Here is a 14614-nt window from a genome sequence, read left to right on the forward strand (position 1 = left end):
CTACATTCAGAAAGGATAAAATGTGAATTCCAGTACAACAGGGAATTCTTCTGCTTGCAAGTTCTCCCAGTCTATTTCAAAAACTATTACCAAGTTGCCCTGTAAATTTTTAGGAGTTACCATAAGAACTTCACCAATGCCTATTGTTTCTGAGCCAATTTTCACTTGCTTTGGTACAACCAACGGTTGAATCGAAGTCTCGGCAACATAGACGTTCGCTGAAATCTTAAATTGCTTGTTTGAATATATTCTTATAAATCCAACCACCGATTCTGAATCTCCTCTATCTACGGCTATTGGCTGCGTTTCATCATACTGCCATTCTACCTTTACCGTTTGTTTTACTGTAAAGGTAAAGATTTGACTCCATGTCGTTCCACCGGGTTCAATAAGTGCGTAAAAGGTTCCAGATGCAAAGCTCTTTAAAGCAATCAGTGTAGTAATTAACACAAAGACTTTGAAAAGTTTTTGCTCCATTTTCGTTATCAGCTCCTTAGCAATAAAAGTTAAAGGGGTAAAAATACGAAGGTGAACTCTACTTTGAAGTCTTCAGGCGGTTCAATGTATGAAAAGTATATTACCATGGTTCCATAAACCCATTTGTTTGTGACAATTGTTGGGCTCGATGGATTCATAGATATAAATTGATTTTTTATTCTAACACCAGTTACGGTCACACCTTGAACGTCTAAAACCTTTGGAATTACATAAAATTTGAATTTTACGTTGGAGTATATGTATATCGTCCCTATACTTACTCTTTGGTAAATCTCATCTATAATGAAAGTAGTTCCTTCATCATAATACCATTCTATGTTAATTGTCTGCGATAAAGCAAGAGAACTAAAAATCAAAGCGAACAAAAAAACCAGAATTCTTCCAAATCCGAAAATGCTTACATGATTGTGTATTTTTAGCAGAATCCTCAACTTCTTCATCACCTCTACAAGATTATATCACAACTCATCTTAAAAATAAAAAAGGGGCAAACGCCCCTTTTTGCTTTTTTACTCTTAATCAATTGTTAGAATGGAAGGAATGTAAAGTCAAATTTTACTGAAAAGTCATTTTCTACATTTAATACTTCAGGGTTGAATCCAATCTCAAGTACTCCGCTCAACAGTTTTGTAGAAACTTCCGTCGGAGTTGTCGAAGAGTTTGACAAAACTACTGAACCTACTTTGACCGATACAACATTCACGCCTGATGGGAGTGTGTTACCAATACCATAGTAAAGTTTGAAGCTCTTGTTGGACTTAAATTCAATGTTTCCAACTGTTGCCGTATAGCTTGTGTCGTCAATTGCAAAAGCTTGCGTTTCATCGTAATCCCAAGTGACTCTTATCCACTGGCGAACAAAAAAGGTTAGCGTTTGACTCCAGCTTGCATTCGGGTTGAGTCTCAAGGAAACACTGCCTGCTGCGAAGATAAAACTTGCAAGAATCAATGTGACCAAAACAACAAACACTTTTCTCACAAAAATCCCTCCCTCATTTATATAGGTTGTAAACTTTCAAAGTCCACTTCAAATTATATGGGTTTTCTTGTGCATAACAAAGGAAAAATGATAAAATTTTGATAAAAAATAGTGAGCGGGGTTATCAACCATTGGTACGTTCAAAAAAAGTAAAAGATGTAAGCATAAGTGAGTTAACGCTTGCGTCTGGTTTTACGGGTATTTTATTTCCCAATATCTATATGTTCGTTGTGTTTTTCTATCCATAGCTGTATTGAAGATGCACCAATCTTACAATTTTAAGCATAATAAAAACACTGGTGGCTTTAACCACCAGTGTTTTGCCGATAAAAATATTGGAGTTGTAGCGTTTAAAATTTTTACTCTAATTCCACAAGCACTTGTCCTGTATCTACGTTGTCCCCTTCTTTTACGTATATCTTCTTCACAATACCTGGCTTGTCTGAAACTATATCATTTTCCATTTTCATAGCTTCAAGTATCACCAATTTTTGACCATATTCAACCTTTTGCCCCTCACTAACAAGAACTTTTAGTATGACACCTGACATAGGGGATACTATTTTTGCTCCACCACCAATTTCTGACACCGTTGAAACTGGGGCGCTCTCTTGTTTTACCGGTTTACTTTCAGGTTGAGTAGGTTTTGCTGACTGGACCTGTTGTTGTACAACAGGTTTTGGTTGTTCGAGAATTTGTGGTTGTTGCATCGCCTGGGCTGGTATGCCGAGTTCTTCAACTTCAACAATGTACTCTTTTCCATTAACCCTAACAACAAACTTTCTCACCATCTATTTCCACCTCGCCATCCGTATGTTCTCCATTCTTCCCAACCACGTTGACCTTTGGTTCTTGGTACATTCAGGGAAGCTCTGTTAATGGATCTAATTTTTATATTCGTTCCAAGCATGGCATAAATAGCCGCAAAAACAGCTGCTATTTCTTCTGTTTCATCTACTCCCTCTGGCATAGCTTCTTGACCTTGTTTTTTTGCAACCGATTGCATCAATCCTTCGTTTTGTACTTTAGCAACCTCTCCGGTCATTTTTGAGGACGGAGTTTTTATTCGCTTATTCTTACCTGTTCCAAAAACCTCCATCAATTTGAATATTGCGTAGAGTATTACGAAAACAAGAAAAACAGTACTTACTCCTACAATTGTAACCGTAACCTCTATCGGCAATGCCGTAGGAGTAGCACTATGAGCTACCGATTGGGCTGTTTGAGATAATGTAGTCGCAGTTTCATTGATTAGTTGTGTAGCAAGAACAGTTTGTGTTGCTTGTGCTGCCGTAGTTATTGTTGCTTCTATAGGCATCCGTTTATCACCTCGGAAAGTTTTAAATTACTTAAATCACAGCGGTATGTTTCCATGTTTTTTTCTAGGTCTTGATTCAACTTTCGTTGCGCTGTATTCAAGCGCTTTTATAATCCAGCTTCTCGTTTCTCTTGGGTCAATTACAGCATCTATATAACCTCTTGATGCTGCAACATACGGATTAGCAAAGAGTTGTCTGTATTCTTCTATCTTTTGTTTTCTGGTCTCCTCTGGATTCTCCGAAGCATCTATTTCCTTTTTGAATATGATGTTAGCTGCACCATCAGGACCCATGACAGCTATTTCTGCTGTTGGCCACGCTGCTACAAAATCTGCACCAAGGTGTTTGCTCCCCATCGCAATGTAAGCTCCTCCGTACGCTTTTCTGAGAATTATCGTTATCTTCGGAACCGTTGCTTCACTGTATGCATATAGCAACTTTGCTCCATGCCTAATTATTCCACCGTGTTCCTGTTTTACTCCAGGTAAATATCCCGGTGTATCAACAAATGTTACAATTGGTATGTTGAACGCATCGAGGAACCTTATGAACCTTGCTGCTTTGTCGGAAGAGTCTATGTCAAGCACCCCTGCAAGGTAATTTGGTTGATTTGCAACAATACCCACTGCTTTTCCATTAATTCTTGCAAATCCAATAACTATGCTCTTTGCGAAGTGCTCATGTACTTCAAAGAATGTCCCTTCATCAACGACTCTTCTTATAACATCGCGTACATCAAAACCTTTCTTTGCGTCGACAGGTACAACTGTTTGTATATCGGATGCATCTGGTTCGATTATTTGCTCTTCTACAGGAGGTTCTTCCATGTTGTTTTGTGGTATGTACGAAATGAGTTTCTTTACCAACTCTATAGCATGCCTATCGTCTGACGCTAAGAAATGTGCATTTCCACTCTTTGTGTTGTGAACCAATGCACCCCCAAGGTCTTCTTTTGATATATCTTCACCCGTAACTGCCTTAATAACATTTGGACCAGTAATGAACATTTGAGCTGTTTTGTCAACCATAATTACAAAGTCGGTTATCGCAGGTGAGTAAACTGCACCGCCAGCACATGGACCAGCTATAACTGTAATTTGTGGTATTACTCCAGAGGCTATCGTGTTTCTAAAGAATATCTCACCATACCCGTAAAGAGAGTCAACACCTTCCTGTATCCTTGCACCACCGGAATCGTTTATTCCAACAAGTGGGATTCCCATCTTTAAAGCCAAATCCATTACCTTCATTATTTTTTTCGCATGCATTTCGCCGAGTGAACCACCCATGACCGTAAAATCTTGTGAGAAGGCAGCTACGGGTCTTCCATTTACCTTGCCAATGCCAGTAACAACACCATCAGCAGGTAATTTCATTTTATCAAGCCCAAACATTGTATTTCTATGCTTTACGAATTTGTCCAGTTCTTCAAAGGTTCCTTCGTCAAATAACAACTGGAGCCTCTCGCGGGCCGTTAGTTTTCCTTCAGCATGCTGTTTGTCTATCTTTTCTTGACCTCCACCTAACTCTATTTCTGTTTCTAGGTTTTTCAGCTGCTGTATAAGTTCTTCCATTTCCATCTAATCCACCCCTTTTATCTATAGAAATTGAAGAAATTAATGTTCACCTTCAACAAGTTCAATTAAGACACCGCCTGTTGTCTTTGGGTGCAAAAACAAAACTTTTGTTCCACCAGCTCCCGGTTTTGGTTCTTCTGAGAGTGGCTGAAGCCCATGTGCTTTTGCTAAAGCTACTGCCTCATCGATACCATGAACGTTGAAAGCTATGTGATGTATGCCTTCTCCCTTCTTTTCAAGAAAACCAGAAACTTCGGAGTTTTCGCTCATCGGTTCTAATAATTCTATTCTCGTGTCGCCAACTTTTATAAAGTAAACCCTTAGGCCTCTTTCAGGTAACTCCTCTACTTCCGTAACTTCCAACCCAAGAAAGTCCTTGTAAAGTCTTAGTTTTTCTTTTGCATCCTTTACAGCTATCCCTATGTGGTCTATCCTGTTCGTATGCATAGTTTAATTCACCTCCGCATGGGCTTTACTTAATCTAAAAATTGGCTTAGAATTAATTTATTTACACTTCGTATTGTACAGCTTTTTTTAAACTTTTCAAACTTTTTTAAGCTTCTTCAAATCCAGCCTAAGGCTTTTGCAGTCCTTCTCATAAAGCTTTTGAGTGCTTCCTTTCCAACTTCAGTTTTTACATATATATCCTTGAATTCACTTTTCTCACATCTAATCACCTTCACATTACCCACAGCAATGCAGGTCTCCGTATATGGTTCATCAATTAACGCTTCAAGACCAAAAACGTCTGGAAGCTCCTCTGAAAGTAGTGCTTCGTACGTACCCAAAGAGACCTTTACCTTTCCAGATTTTATAATGTAAACGTATGGTTCTTGCTTCCCATTTTCAATTATTTTATATCCGTCTTCAAACTCAAGCGTTTCCACGCAGCATCACCTCTAAGACTTTCGCCATCTTTCCATATCGCCTGTATATTATGTTCCCTTCTTCTTTATATATACTTTCCAGTGTTTTTACCGCTTCGTAACAGTAATCTAAAAGATGAGGATAATAAAGTAAAACTTTTTTTAGCAAAGCTTTGGCAACATATCTATCGTTTAGCACGATGTAAACTTTTGCAGCTGTTTCAATAAGAAACTTTGCACCGATTTGTTCTTCTGGGAACCGCTCCACAAATTTTTTAACTAAATTGACTTTTGTGAATAGCTTGTCGTCTTCCAAACTCTCTATAAGCTCTATTGCCTTCTCTTTCTCCTCAGGTAGTTCTCCGCCTGATAGGGTTAAAAGAGACTCAACTTGGTTGAGATATTCATCTATATTCTCTGTCTCAAAGTTGAAATCATCGAGGACTAAATTTTCAAAATCTACGGATGTTTGGTATATAATTTTCCTGAGTGCCACAATATTTCGAATAATGTTTTCATAATCGTTCTCTATATCAGTTTCCACGAGTTCTGTTTCTTCTAAAGCTATTATATCGTCTTCCAAAGGAAGCCCGAGTAAATACTCTAAAAGTGCCACGTACTCACCTTTTGTTAAGTCATGGTAAGTGTTATTCCGAGTTTCTCGAACCGTTCCAGAAACTATTTTGAAAAGTGTCTTAGGTACTTCCCCTTTTTTGAAAATTACCCCTTCGATCCTCATTTCTTTCACTTCCCATCATTGCAAAAGTCTTCCATAAAAACCAACAAAGTCTTAACTTCTTTTTATCTTCAACTTTGGTTTTCTGTTGCCAGACTTTTCTCCCTTGCTCTCGTCAATGAGTTTGAATTCTTCGTGAATGGTACTGACTTTTGCAAGCTCTTTCTTTGATTCTTCCTCAGCTTTGTTGTCAACTCTTCTGAGGTTGAGCAGGTAAGAAACTGCCAGCTCGTAACTTCGCATCATCATTTCTGTGAACATCTGATAAGTCTCTTTTTTGAACTCCAAAACAGGGTCTTTTTGTCCGTAACTTCTCAGTCTGACAGACTCTTTGACGTGTTCAACTTCCTCAAGGTATTGTCTCCAATTTTCGTCTATTATTCTTAGCACAATAAATTTTGCGACATGTTCGAAATCTTCTCCGAATTCTTTTTTCTTTACTTCGTATGCTTGTTTTATCTGATTTACCAATTCCACCTTGAGTTTTTCCCTGTCATCAATTTTTTCTAAAAGTTCATCAACATTTACGTAGTCTTTTATAATAGCAAACGAATCTTTCAATCCTTCTTTGTTCCACTCAGGATTTGAACAGAACTCTTCCAATCTTGACTCAACAAAGTTTTCGATTGCTTCTTCCATGAAGTTGTCAACGTTATGTTCCAAAATATAGTCTCGATATCCGTAAACTGCTCGCCTTTGGGTATCTAAAACGCTATCTAGTTCAAGTAAGAACTTACGAACCCCAAAGTTTATGCCCTCTACTTTCTTTTGCACCTGTTCGATTAGTTTAGTCAGCAACGGATGATAAATAGGCTGACCTGGTTCAATTTTGACCATATCCATAACTTTTCGTAGCCTGTCTCCTCCGAATATTCTCATCAAATCATCTTCGAGAGAGAGGAAGAATATCGATTCGCCAGGGTCACCTTGCCTACCAGACCTCCCACGTAATTGGTTATCTATCCTTCGGCTTTCGTGCCTTTCTGTTCCTATAACTAACAGTCCCCCGAGCTCTTTGACACCAGGACCGAGTTTGATATCTGTTCCTCTACCTGCCATATTTGTTGCAATCGTAACCATACCTTTTTGACCTGCTTGTGCTATTATCTGCGCTTCTTTTTCGTGATACTTTGCATTCAAAACTTGATGAGGAATTTTTTCTTTTTTGAGCATTTCACTGAGTTTTTCACTTTTCTCAATCGATGTTGTTCCAACAAGAACAGGCTGACCTTTCTCGTATCTTTTCTTAATCTCTTCAACAATTGCTTTGTATTTCTCCTCGGTTGTTCTGTATATCAAATCGTCCCTATCTATCCTTATCATTGGTTTGTGAGTAGGTATAACCACGACATCTAAACCGTATATCGCTTTGAACTCTTCTTCTTCTGTCTTCGCAGTTCCAGTCATACCAGCGAGTTTTTCGTACATTCTGAAGTAATTTTGATAAGTTATAGTGGCGTACGTTATACTTTCTTCTTTTATCGGAACCCCCTCTTTTGCTTCGATTGCCTGATGTAATCCACCACTGTAACGTCTTCCTGGAAGAACACGACCTGTGAACTCATCAACAATCAAGACTTGCCCATTATGAACGATATAATCAACATCCTTTTTGAATAGGTGAATTGCTTTGAGAGAGTTGATTATGTGGTAAATGCTGTTGACATTCGCTGGGTCATACAGGTTGTCAACACCTAGTAATTTCTCAAGATAAGATATGCCTTCGTCAGTAAGAATTACCGAGCGATGTTCTTCATCCACTTTGAAATGTTTATCTCTTTCCAAACGTTTTGCAATTTGGTAAAAATGTTTATAAACCGCGGCATTGTTTTTCGACGGGCCACTGATTATCAGCGGTGTTCTTGCTTCATCTATAAGTATGCTATCAACTTCGTCAACAATAGCGTAAAAATGACCAGTTTGTACTTTGTCCTCCAAGGAGATAACAAGGTTATCCCTGAGGTAGTCGAATCCGAATTCTGAATTTGTTCCGTACGTTACATCACATCTGTAGGCTTCTTTTTTGCTAACTTCAATAACATCCACCTCAAACGCTTCAACCGCCTTTTTAACTTTTGCTTCGTCCGGTAGAAATTCTCCATCAAAATCCTCGGGCCAAACGCAGTAATTTTCTTCAAGACCTTTTTGGGCCAGCTCAGGATTTTTCCAGACCACTTCATAAGCTTTTCCGGATGTAGTTATGACCCCTACTCTTAAACCAAGAGCCAGATATATTGGACCCATCCACATGGCATCTCTTTTTGCAAGGTAATCGTTCACAGTGACCATGTGAATGTTTCTGTTCATAAGCGAATTCAAAACGACAGGTAGAGTTGCAACAAGCGTCTTACCTTCTCCTGTCTTCATTTCAGCTATCTTTCCTTTGTGGAGTACTATGCCACCTATCAGCTGGACATCAAAATGCCTCATTCCTACCGTTCTTCTTGCAACCTCTCGTGTGAATGCAAAAACATTTACCAGATGTTCATCAAGCTCATCCAAGCTTTGTAAAGTTCCCTTCTTGGAGAGTATGTAGTCTCGCATTTGGGAAAATGACATCTTTCGAACTTCCGGTTCGAGTCTATTTATTCGCTCGACTAACTTTTTCGCTTTCCTAAGCTCCATCTCATTTTTGTCAAATAACTTTTTCAGTTTTCCAAACACTTTTGTATTCCTCCCTACGTCTGCCAATTTTTTCACATCAACAATATTCTACCACAAAAAAGAAAAAGGTCATCCTGCCGTCGGGCAAGGATGACCAGAAAGAAATATTATATTAGAAGTCTATACCTTCGAGGAGCATGTTATTAAGTTCGTTCAATATCTCGTGAGGTGCTATAAGTTCGCCACTGACTTTACTAAGTAATCTCAGTTTTGTTCCAGGTTTTATTAGCTTCACTACTTCGCTTGCGTATTGACCCAAATTCATCTCAGCAACCAACACATTTTGAGCATTGGCAAGTCTTTTTCGCATTTTTTCTATCGGAATAGGCCATATAGTTATCGGTCTAAGCAATCCTACCTTTATTCCTTCTTTCCTTGCTATCAGCACAGCTTCTTTTGCAGACCTTGCCACGGAACCATAAGCTATTATTATCGTTTCAGCATCCTCAGTCATAAAGTCTTCGCACTCAGCAATCTTGTCTATGTGTAACTTTATTTTATTCACAAGTCTTCTGATAAGTTTTTCGGCAGTTTCCGCTGTCGCCATCGGAAATCCTGATTCATCGTGAACCAAACCAGACACATGGAAACGCGTCTTTCCCATTTCTACTAGCGATGGTGGAAGGTTTTCGGCATACTCACTTTCAGAGAACGGAACAAAGAGTTCTTCTTCCTCAAGCTCACGAGCAGAAATTCTCTCAACAACCTCTATCTCACTATCAGGTGGTAAGATGAAATTTTCGTACATATGTCCAAGCACTTCGTCCATCAAAAGTATGACAGGAGTTCTGTACTCTTCAGCCAAGTTAAACGCTTTTATGGTGTATTTGTAAACTTCTTCTACTGTCGAAGGATAAAGTGCGATAATTGCATGGTCACCGTGTGTTCCCCACCTTGCTTGCATAATGTCACCTTGTGAAGGTTTAGTTGGCATACCGGTTGAAGGTCCACCACGCATTACGTTGACAAATACTGTTGGTGTTTCAGTCATTATTGCATAACCTATCGCTTCCTGCATAAGGCTGAAACCTGGACCACTAGTTGCGGTCATAGATTTTACTCCAGCAAGCGATGCACCTATTATCGCAGCAGCACTTGCTATTTCATCTTCCATCTGGATAAATACGCCTCCAACTTTTGGTAATTCTCTTGCCATAGTTTCCGCTATCTCCGAAGAAGGAGTGATTGGATAACCTGCATAGAACCGGCAACCTGCTTTTATCGCACCGTATGCGCAAGCTTCGTTCCCTTGCCAAAAGACCATCCTAGGGTTTTTAGGCATTTTCAACACCTGCCTTGCTCTCTTCAGACACTTCAACAATATTTATAGCAAAGTCAGGGCAAAGATTTTCACACATCATACAACCAATGCATTTGCTATGGTCAGGAACTGCTGGCCTGTTCAGTTCTCCTTGGATAATGGTTTTTGTAGGACAAACATGATAACAAATACCACATGCCTTGCACCACTGATATTTTATCTCAACTCTGTACTGTTTTTTTGCCATTTTCTTACCTCCTCTAAGTCAACTCTTTGAACTACCTACCAAAAATAGCTAAGAAAACACCTGCTGCAACCGCCGAACCAATAACACCTGCAACGTTTGGGGACATGGCATGCATAAGAATGAAATTTGTTGGGTCTTCTTCTTGCGCTACTTTTTGGGCTACCCTTGCAGAATCAGGTACCGCCGAAACTCCAGCAGCACCAATAAGCGGGTTAATTTTATCTTTCAAGAAAAGGTTTAATAGTTTTGCAAACAAAATACCACTTGCCAGTGCTGAAATAAATGCAAACGCCCCCATGCCAAAAACAAGCAGAGATTGTGGAGTTAAGAAAATATCTGCCCTTGCGGATGCACCAACAGACAAGCAAAGCAAGATTGTCGTTGTGTCAAGAATATATTTGCTTGCTGCCTCAACAAGTCTTTTGACATTTCCAACCTCTCTGAGTAGATTACCAAACATGAGCGGACCTACTAAAGTTAGCGACTGAGGGACAATTAATGCAGTAACAAGTGTTGTAATGATTGAAAACACTATCTTCTCAGCTTTTGAGACCTTTCTCGGAGCTTTCATTCTTATTAATCTTTCTTTTCTAGTTGTAAGTAATTTAGAAACTGGTGGTTGAAGTATCGGGATAAGGGCAATATACGAATAAGCAGCAATTGCTATTATAGAGAGAAGCTCTGGTGCAAATTTTGTAGAAATATAAATAGATGTTGGTCCATCAGCACCTCCGATTATACCTATAGATGCAGCTTGTTTGAGTGTGAATCCGAAAGCACGCGCAAGAAGGAATGTTATAAATATACCAATCTGGGCAGCTCCACCAAGGAATATCGTGATTGGATACGAAAGCATAAACGAAAAGTCCGTAAGTGCTCCTATTCCCAAAAAAATGAGAGGTGGGTAAATACCAAGGTCAAGACCTTTTTTTATATAGTACATAAATCCTCCAGGAATAAACCTACCATCGGTGAAAGTTTGTGGAGGGTTCAATATGCCTGTTGCAATCGGTGGAATGTTGGAGAGAATGATACCGAAAGCGATAGGAATCAAAAGTAAAGGTTCCGCATCCTTTTTAACAGCAACATATATCAAGGCACCCGCTATCGCTATCATGAAAATGTTTCCGAGCGTCATCTGTGAAAATGCCGTTGTTTTCAAGAATGTAAAAAATTCTTCCAGCATTTGTCCTGGCCTCCTGATGCTTTATTATTCTTTTTTGGTTGTACTTTTCAATACCCAGTATACTATCACCACAAAGACTTTTCAACTACTAACTAATAGGAGAAAATAAAGTATATGAGAATATTCTTCTGAATTCTCTTAAAATTCAAAGTTTAAATTCTTCAATACTCCATCTTTCATCAGAAATTCGCCTTTAGATACCACACTGACGATTTCCAAATTTTCCTCATTTACCAAGATAAAATCAGCATCGTAGCCTTTTTCGATTCTTCCCTTACTTAGTTTAAAGACCTTGGCTGGGTTGATAGTTGAAACTTCTATAGCCTTTTCCAAAGGCAAGCCCCTTTCCACCACTTTGCGTATTGTATACCAAACTGAGCTAACACTCCCTACGCTGAGTCCTACGACCGTCCCCATTTCGTCAAACTTTGGAAGACTACCCTGTCCATCCGAGGAAATGGTTATATTCTCTAATAACTTATTTTCGTACGCTTTTAATATTGCATCGACTGTGTTAAATTCACGTTTGGAAGGTTCATCGTTTTCTGGTTGGAGAGCTGTTAAATCTATCATTCCACCTTTCGTAGCAAATTCTAATCCTTGTTCGAAAAGCCTTTCGTTTCTACTCATGTGTGTAGGGTACAAGTGATGAATCGGAATTTCTGTGTTTTTAATGATTTCAAAAAGATAATCAATTCCTCTTTTACCAGCACCCACATGGAAATTCACGATACCTGCTTTTCCAGAAATCATTCCACCTACCCTTGCATCTGCTACAATCCGCAAAATCTCCTCAAAAGTGGGCTGAGACGAACGATGATCGGATATGGCTATTTCCCCAACTCCAATAACTTTGTCAATTAAAACGATATCTTTTACCACACTACCAGTAAATGTTACAGGTGGAACACGGTAAGAACCTGTGTATATAAACGTGCTTAAACCCTCATTTTCGAGGGATTTTGCCTTTGCATATAAATTCTCAAGACTTCTAGTAACTCCGTCCGTTCCTAAACAACCAATAACCGTTGTTATTCCGTTCTTAATACAGTCTGAAATCTTCAATTCCGGGGTCCTGGTTTCAAACCCACCTTCTCCGCCTCCACCAGTTATATGCACGTGTGGGTCGATAAGTCCAGGTAATAACAACAAACCAGATGCATCGTAAATTTCTACTTCGAAGGGGAAGAAAAAAGGATTAATGTCTTTGCTTATGTGAATGATTCTATTGTGAAAGATAACATCTGCTTTCCCTACATACTTAGGGGCAAAGATTTTTGCGTTTTTTATAATTCTCACCACTTGGATTCCTCCTTCCTAACTAATAGAACCATCAATGGCTATCTTTTATCCCATACTTGAGTATGAATCCGGGATTCGTTGCAACCGCTTTTTCTATACTCTCAGTGGTCAAAGGAACGCTTTGGAAGTAGCCTCCCCTTCCATGGTCACAATTGTTTCACTCGGAATATAAAGCCTTGCCTTCTTGAAGAGATCCGAAATCTCCTGTTTTTCGCCACCTTTGTAGAAACTTACCAGAAACTGATAGGACAAACAATCCACACATCCTTTTGGATTCAAGCATCTAAAATGTATCTATGCCTTTTGCGGCTCCAAAAGCATACTGAGTAATGTGTGCCAAATAATCAATTCTTTTCTCAAATCCTCTGTAACCACTTGAGGCATCAGTCTCAGTATCAATTAAAAGTAGTTTTTTAGCAATCGAAGGAATTAGGTTTTTCAAAACTTTCTGCGTGTGTTCAAAATTAAAAATTTCTTCAGGTTTGATAGCGTAGAGCGTTACTTCGCTGGTTGAGGTCACCTGCTCTTGCAAAGGAAGATTGAAGAGCGACCATTCACCAAATGTGCCTGAATTAAACTCTTGAACCTTCCTAAAAAGTTTAGTTTAGTTTAGTTTCAAGTGTTCCATCCACCAAATAATACAAATATTTCGGGATTTCCGAATAACCGTATATCTTCATACCCGGCGAGAATACAATAATTTCCATAAATCCCCTTGGACTTTGGTTTGGAGACGGTTTGCCTAAAGAAAAACCGGGCACGGAATGTGCCCGGTCTAATTCTATCATATAACAGCCAATTTCTTTCCAACCTTTTCAAATTTTTCAAGTGCAAAGTCAAGGTCTTCCTTAGAATGCACCGCGCTTATCATTACCCTTATCCTTGCTTTCCCTTTTGGAACGGTCGGATAACCTATCGCTTGTGCAAATATGCCCTCTTCGAATAGTTCTTTACTGAACTGTGTCGCAATTTTTGCATCGTAGAGCATCACTGGTGTTATCGGTGTTTGGCTTACTCCAAGGTCGAATCCCAGTTTCTTCATTTCTGTCTTGAAGTAATTCGCGTTGTCCCAAAGTCTTTTAACTCGTTCATCACTTTCTTGGAGTATCTTTACTGCCTCTAGACAAGCTGCAACATCTGCCGGTGTAAGCCCTGTGCTGAAAAGGAACGGTCTTGCTTTTTGTTTTAGATATCTGACAAGTGTTTCACTCCCGGCAATATATCCGCCAAGCACTCCAAATGCTTTTGAAAGCGTTCCTATCTCCATATCTACTTTACCGTGTAACCCGAAGTGGTCAACAATGCCTCTTCCACCACGTCCTAACACACCTTCACCGTGTGCATCATCAACCATAACAGCAGCTTCATATTGTTCTGCCAGCTTTACAATATCGGGTAGTGGTGCGATATCTCCGTCCATACTGAATACACCGTCTGTAACTATTAGAATTCTTCTGGCTTTTTGAACATCTCTCGCTTCTTTAAGTCTTGCTTCAAGTTCGTTCATATCGTTGTGCTTATAGACATATCTTTTTGCTTTTGAAAGCCTAACACCATCTATAATACTTGCATGATTGAGTTCATCAGAGATAATTGCATCGTTTTCATCACCGAAAATTGTTGGTATGGCCGCTTGGTTTGCTACAAAACCTGACTGCAAGAAAATTGTTGCTTCTGCACCCTTGAACTCAGCAAGCGCTTTTTCAAGTTCTTCATGGATTTTCATAGTTCCAGCAATTGTTCTAACAGCACCTGGTCCAACACCCCATTCTTGAATAGCCTTTATCGCAGCTTGTTTAAGTCTTTCATCATTTGCGAACCCAAGGTAATTGTTTGAACAAAGGTTCAACACCCTTTTCCCGTTGACTACAATCCATGCCCCCTGCGGGGATTCAAGCGTGCGTATGTTGATGTAAAGACCTTCGTTTTTTAACATTTCCATTTCGTCTTCCAATATCTTGTAATTAAACATACTGTTC

16 protein-coding genes are annotated in these 14614 nt (G+C 39.3%); all 16 read right to left on the reverse strand.

Annotation, left to right across the window (positions count from 1 at the left end; all coding sequences use genetic code 11):
* Window positions 1–6: 6 nt before the first annotated feature.
* Complete coding sequence (locus tag FERPE_RS07950; RefSeq protein ID WP_014452114.1) at window positions 7–477, reverse strand: hypothetical protein; 471 nt, start codon at window positions 475–477, stop codon at window positions 7–9.
* 29 nt (window positions 478–506) lie between these two features.
* Window positions 507–938: a hypothetical protein gene (locus FERPE_RS07955; RefSeq protein WP_041262881.1), complete on the reverse strand. Its 432-nt coding sequence runs from the start codon at window positions 936–938 to the stop codon at window positions 507–509.
* Window positions 939–1024: 86 nt separating this feature from the next.
* Window positions 1025–1477, reverse strand: a complete 453-nt coding sequence (locus FERPE_RS07960) for a hypothetical protein (protein WP_014452116.1) — start codon at window positions 1475–1477, stop codon at window positions 1025–1027.
* A 359-nt stretch (window positions 1478–1836) separates the two neighbouring features.
* Complete coding sequence (locus FERPE_RS07965; protein WP_014452117.1) at window positions 1837–2268, reverse strand: biotin/lipoyl-containing protein; 432 nt, start codon at window positions 2266–2268, stop codon at window positions 1837–1839.
* Window positions 2262–2795, reverse strand: coding sequence for an OadG family protein (locus FERPE_RS07970; protein ID WP_014452118.1), 534 nt, complete (start codon window positions 2793–2795; stop codon window positions 2262–2264). Before FERPE_RS07970 ends, FERPE_RS07965 begins: the two co-directional genes overlap by 7 nt.
* A 36-nt stretch (window positions 2796–2831) precedes the next feature.
* The gene (locus FERPE_RS07975; protein ID WP_041263477.1) at window positions 2832–4370 is read right to left on the reverse strand and encodes an acyl-CoA carboxylase subunit beta; all 1539 of its coding nucleotides are present in this window, start codon (window positions 4368–4370) and stop codon (window positions 2832–2834) included.
* A 42-nt stretch (window positions 4371–4412) separates the two neighbouring features.
* Entirely contained in the window at window positions 4413–4820 is a 408-nt protein-coding gene (gene mce / locus FERPE_RS07980; RefSeq protein WP_014452120.1) for a methylmalonyl-CoA epimerase, read from the reverse strand.
* 116 nt (window positions 4821–4936) lie between these two features.
* Window positions 4937–5260, reverse strand: coding sequence for a cyclic nucleotide-binding domain-containing protein (locus FERPE_RS07985; protein WP_014452121.1), 324 nt, complete (start codon window positions 5258–5260; stop codon window positions 4937–4939).
* Window positions 5247–5978 (reverse strand): cyclic nucleotide-binding domain-containing protein, encoded by a 732-nt coding sequence (locus FERPE_RS07990; protein WP_014452122.1) that lies wholly within the window; start codon window positions 5976–5978, stop codon window positions 5247–5249. Before FERPE_RS07990 ends, FERPE_RS07985 begins: the two co-directional genes overlap by 14 nt.
* A gap of 51 nt (window positions 5979–6029) precedes the next feature.
* On the reverse strand, window positions 6030–8639 hold the full coding sequence (gene secA, locus FERPE_RS07995; RefSeq protein WP_014452123.1) for a preprotein translocase subunit SecA: 2610 nt from the start codon (window positions 8637–8639) through the stop codon (window positions 6030–6032).
* Between the two features lie 112 nt (window positions 8640–8751).
* Window positions 8752–9921, reverse strand: coding sequence for a 2-oxoacid:acceptor oxidoreductase subunit alpha (locus FERPE_RS08000; protein WP_014452124.1), 1170 nt, complete (start codon window positions 9919–9921; stop codon window positions 8752–8754).
* Window positions 9914–10147, reverse strand: a complete 234-nt coding sequence (locus tag FERPE_RS08005) for a ferredoxin family protein (RefSeq protein WP_014452125.1) — start codon at window positions 10145–10147, stop codon at window positions 9914–9916. The genes FERPE_RS08000 and FERPE_RS08005 overlap by 8 nt, the downstream gene beginning before the upstream one ends.
* 31 nt (window positions 10148–10178) lie before the next feature.
* Window positions 10179–11333 carry a sodium ion-translocating decarboxylase subunit beta gene (locus FERPE_RS08010; RefSeq protein WP_014452126.1) on the reverse strand — a complete coding sequence of 385 codons (1155 nt, stop codon included), beginning with the start codon at window positions 11331–11333 and terminating at the stop codon, window positions 10179–10181.
* A 138-nt stretch (window positions 11334–11471) separates the two neighbouring features.
* Window positions 11472–12632 (reverse strand): beta-aspartyl-peptidase, encoded by a 1161-nt coding sequence (gene iadA, locus FERPE_RS08015; RefSeq protein ID WP_014452127.1) that lies wholly within the window; start codon window positions 12630–12632, stop codon window positions 11472–11474.
* Between the two features lie 286 nt (window positions 12633–12918).
* On the reverse strand, window positions 12919–13155 hold the full coding sequence (locus FERPE_RS08020; protein WP_041262884.1) for a hypothetical protein: 237 nt from the start codon (window positions 13153–13155) through the stop codon (window positions 12919–12921).
* 264 nt (window positions 13156–13419) lie between these two features.
* On the reverse strand, window positions 13420–14607 hold the full coding sequence (locus FERPE_RS08030; protein WP_014452128.1) for a glycine C-acetyltransferase: 1188 nt from the start codon (window positions 14605–14607) through the stop codon (window positions 13420–13422).
* Window positions 14608–14614: the final 7 nt, after the last annotated feature.

The sequence above is a fragment of the Fervidobacterium pennivorans DSM 9078 genome (assembly GCF_000235405.2).
In the GTDB taxonomy this organism is placed as follows: Bacteria; Thermotogota; Thermotogae; order Thermotogales; family Fervidobacteriaceae; genus Fervidobacterium; species Fervidobacterium pennivorans.

What these genes read in the sequence shown, in the direction of transcription:
- FERPE_RS07950 (WP_014452114.1), bottom strand. Translation starts at nt 477, where the DNA reads ATGGAGCAAAAACTTTTCAAAGTCTTTGTGTTAATTACTACACTGATT.
- FERPE_RS07955 (WP_041262881.1), bottom strand. Translation starts at nt 938, where the DNA reads ATGAAGAAGTTGAGGATTCTGCTAAAAATACACAATCATGTAAGCATT.
- FERPE_RS07965 (WP_014452117.1), bottom strand. Translation starts at nt 2,268, where the DNA reads ATGGTGAGAAAGTTTGTTGTTAGGGTTAATGGAAAAGAGTACATTGTT.
- FERPE_RS07970 (WP_014452118.1), bottom strand. Translation starts at nt 2,795, where the DNA reads ATGCCTATAGAAGCAACAATAACTACGGCAGCACAAGCAACACAAACT.
- FERPE_RS07975 (WP_041263477.1), bottom strand. Translation starts at nt 4,370, where the DNA reads ATGGAAGAACTTATACAGCAGCTGAAAAACCTAGAAACAGAAATAGAG.
- mce (WP_014452120.1), bottom strand. Translation starts at nt 4,820, where the DNA reads ATGCATACGAACAGGATAGACCACATAGGGATAGCTGTAAAGGATGCA.
- FERPE_RS07990 (WP_014452122.1), bottom strand. Translation starts at nt 5,978, where the DNA reads ATGAGGATCGAAGGGGTAATTTTCAAAAAAGGGGAAGTACCTAAGACA.
- FERPE_RS08000 (WP_014452124.1), bottom strand. Translation starts at nt 9,921, where the DNA reads ATGCCTAAAAACCCTAGGATGGTCTTTTGGCAAGGGAACGAAGCTTGC.
- FERPE_RS08005 (WP_014452125.1), bottom strand. Translation starts at nt 10,147, where the DNA reads ATGGCAAAAAAACAGTACAGAGTTGAGATAAAATATCAGTGGTGCAAG.
- FERPE_RS08010 (WP_014452126.1), bottom strand. Translation starts at nt 11,333, where the DNA reads ATGCTGGAAGAATTTTTTACATTCTTGAAAACAACGGCATTTTCACAG.
- FERPE_RS08030 (WP_014452128.1), bottom strand. Translation starts at nt 14,607, where the DNA reads ATGTTTAATTACAAGATATTGGAAGACGAAATGGAAATGTTAAAAAAC.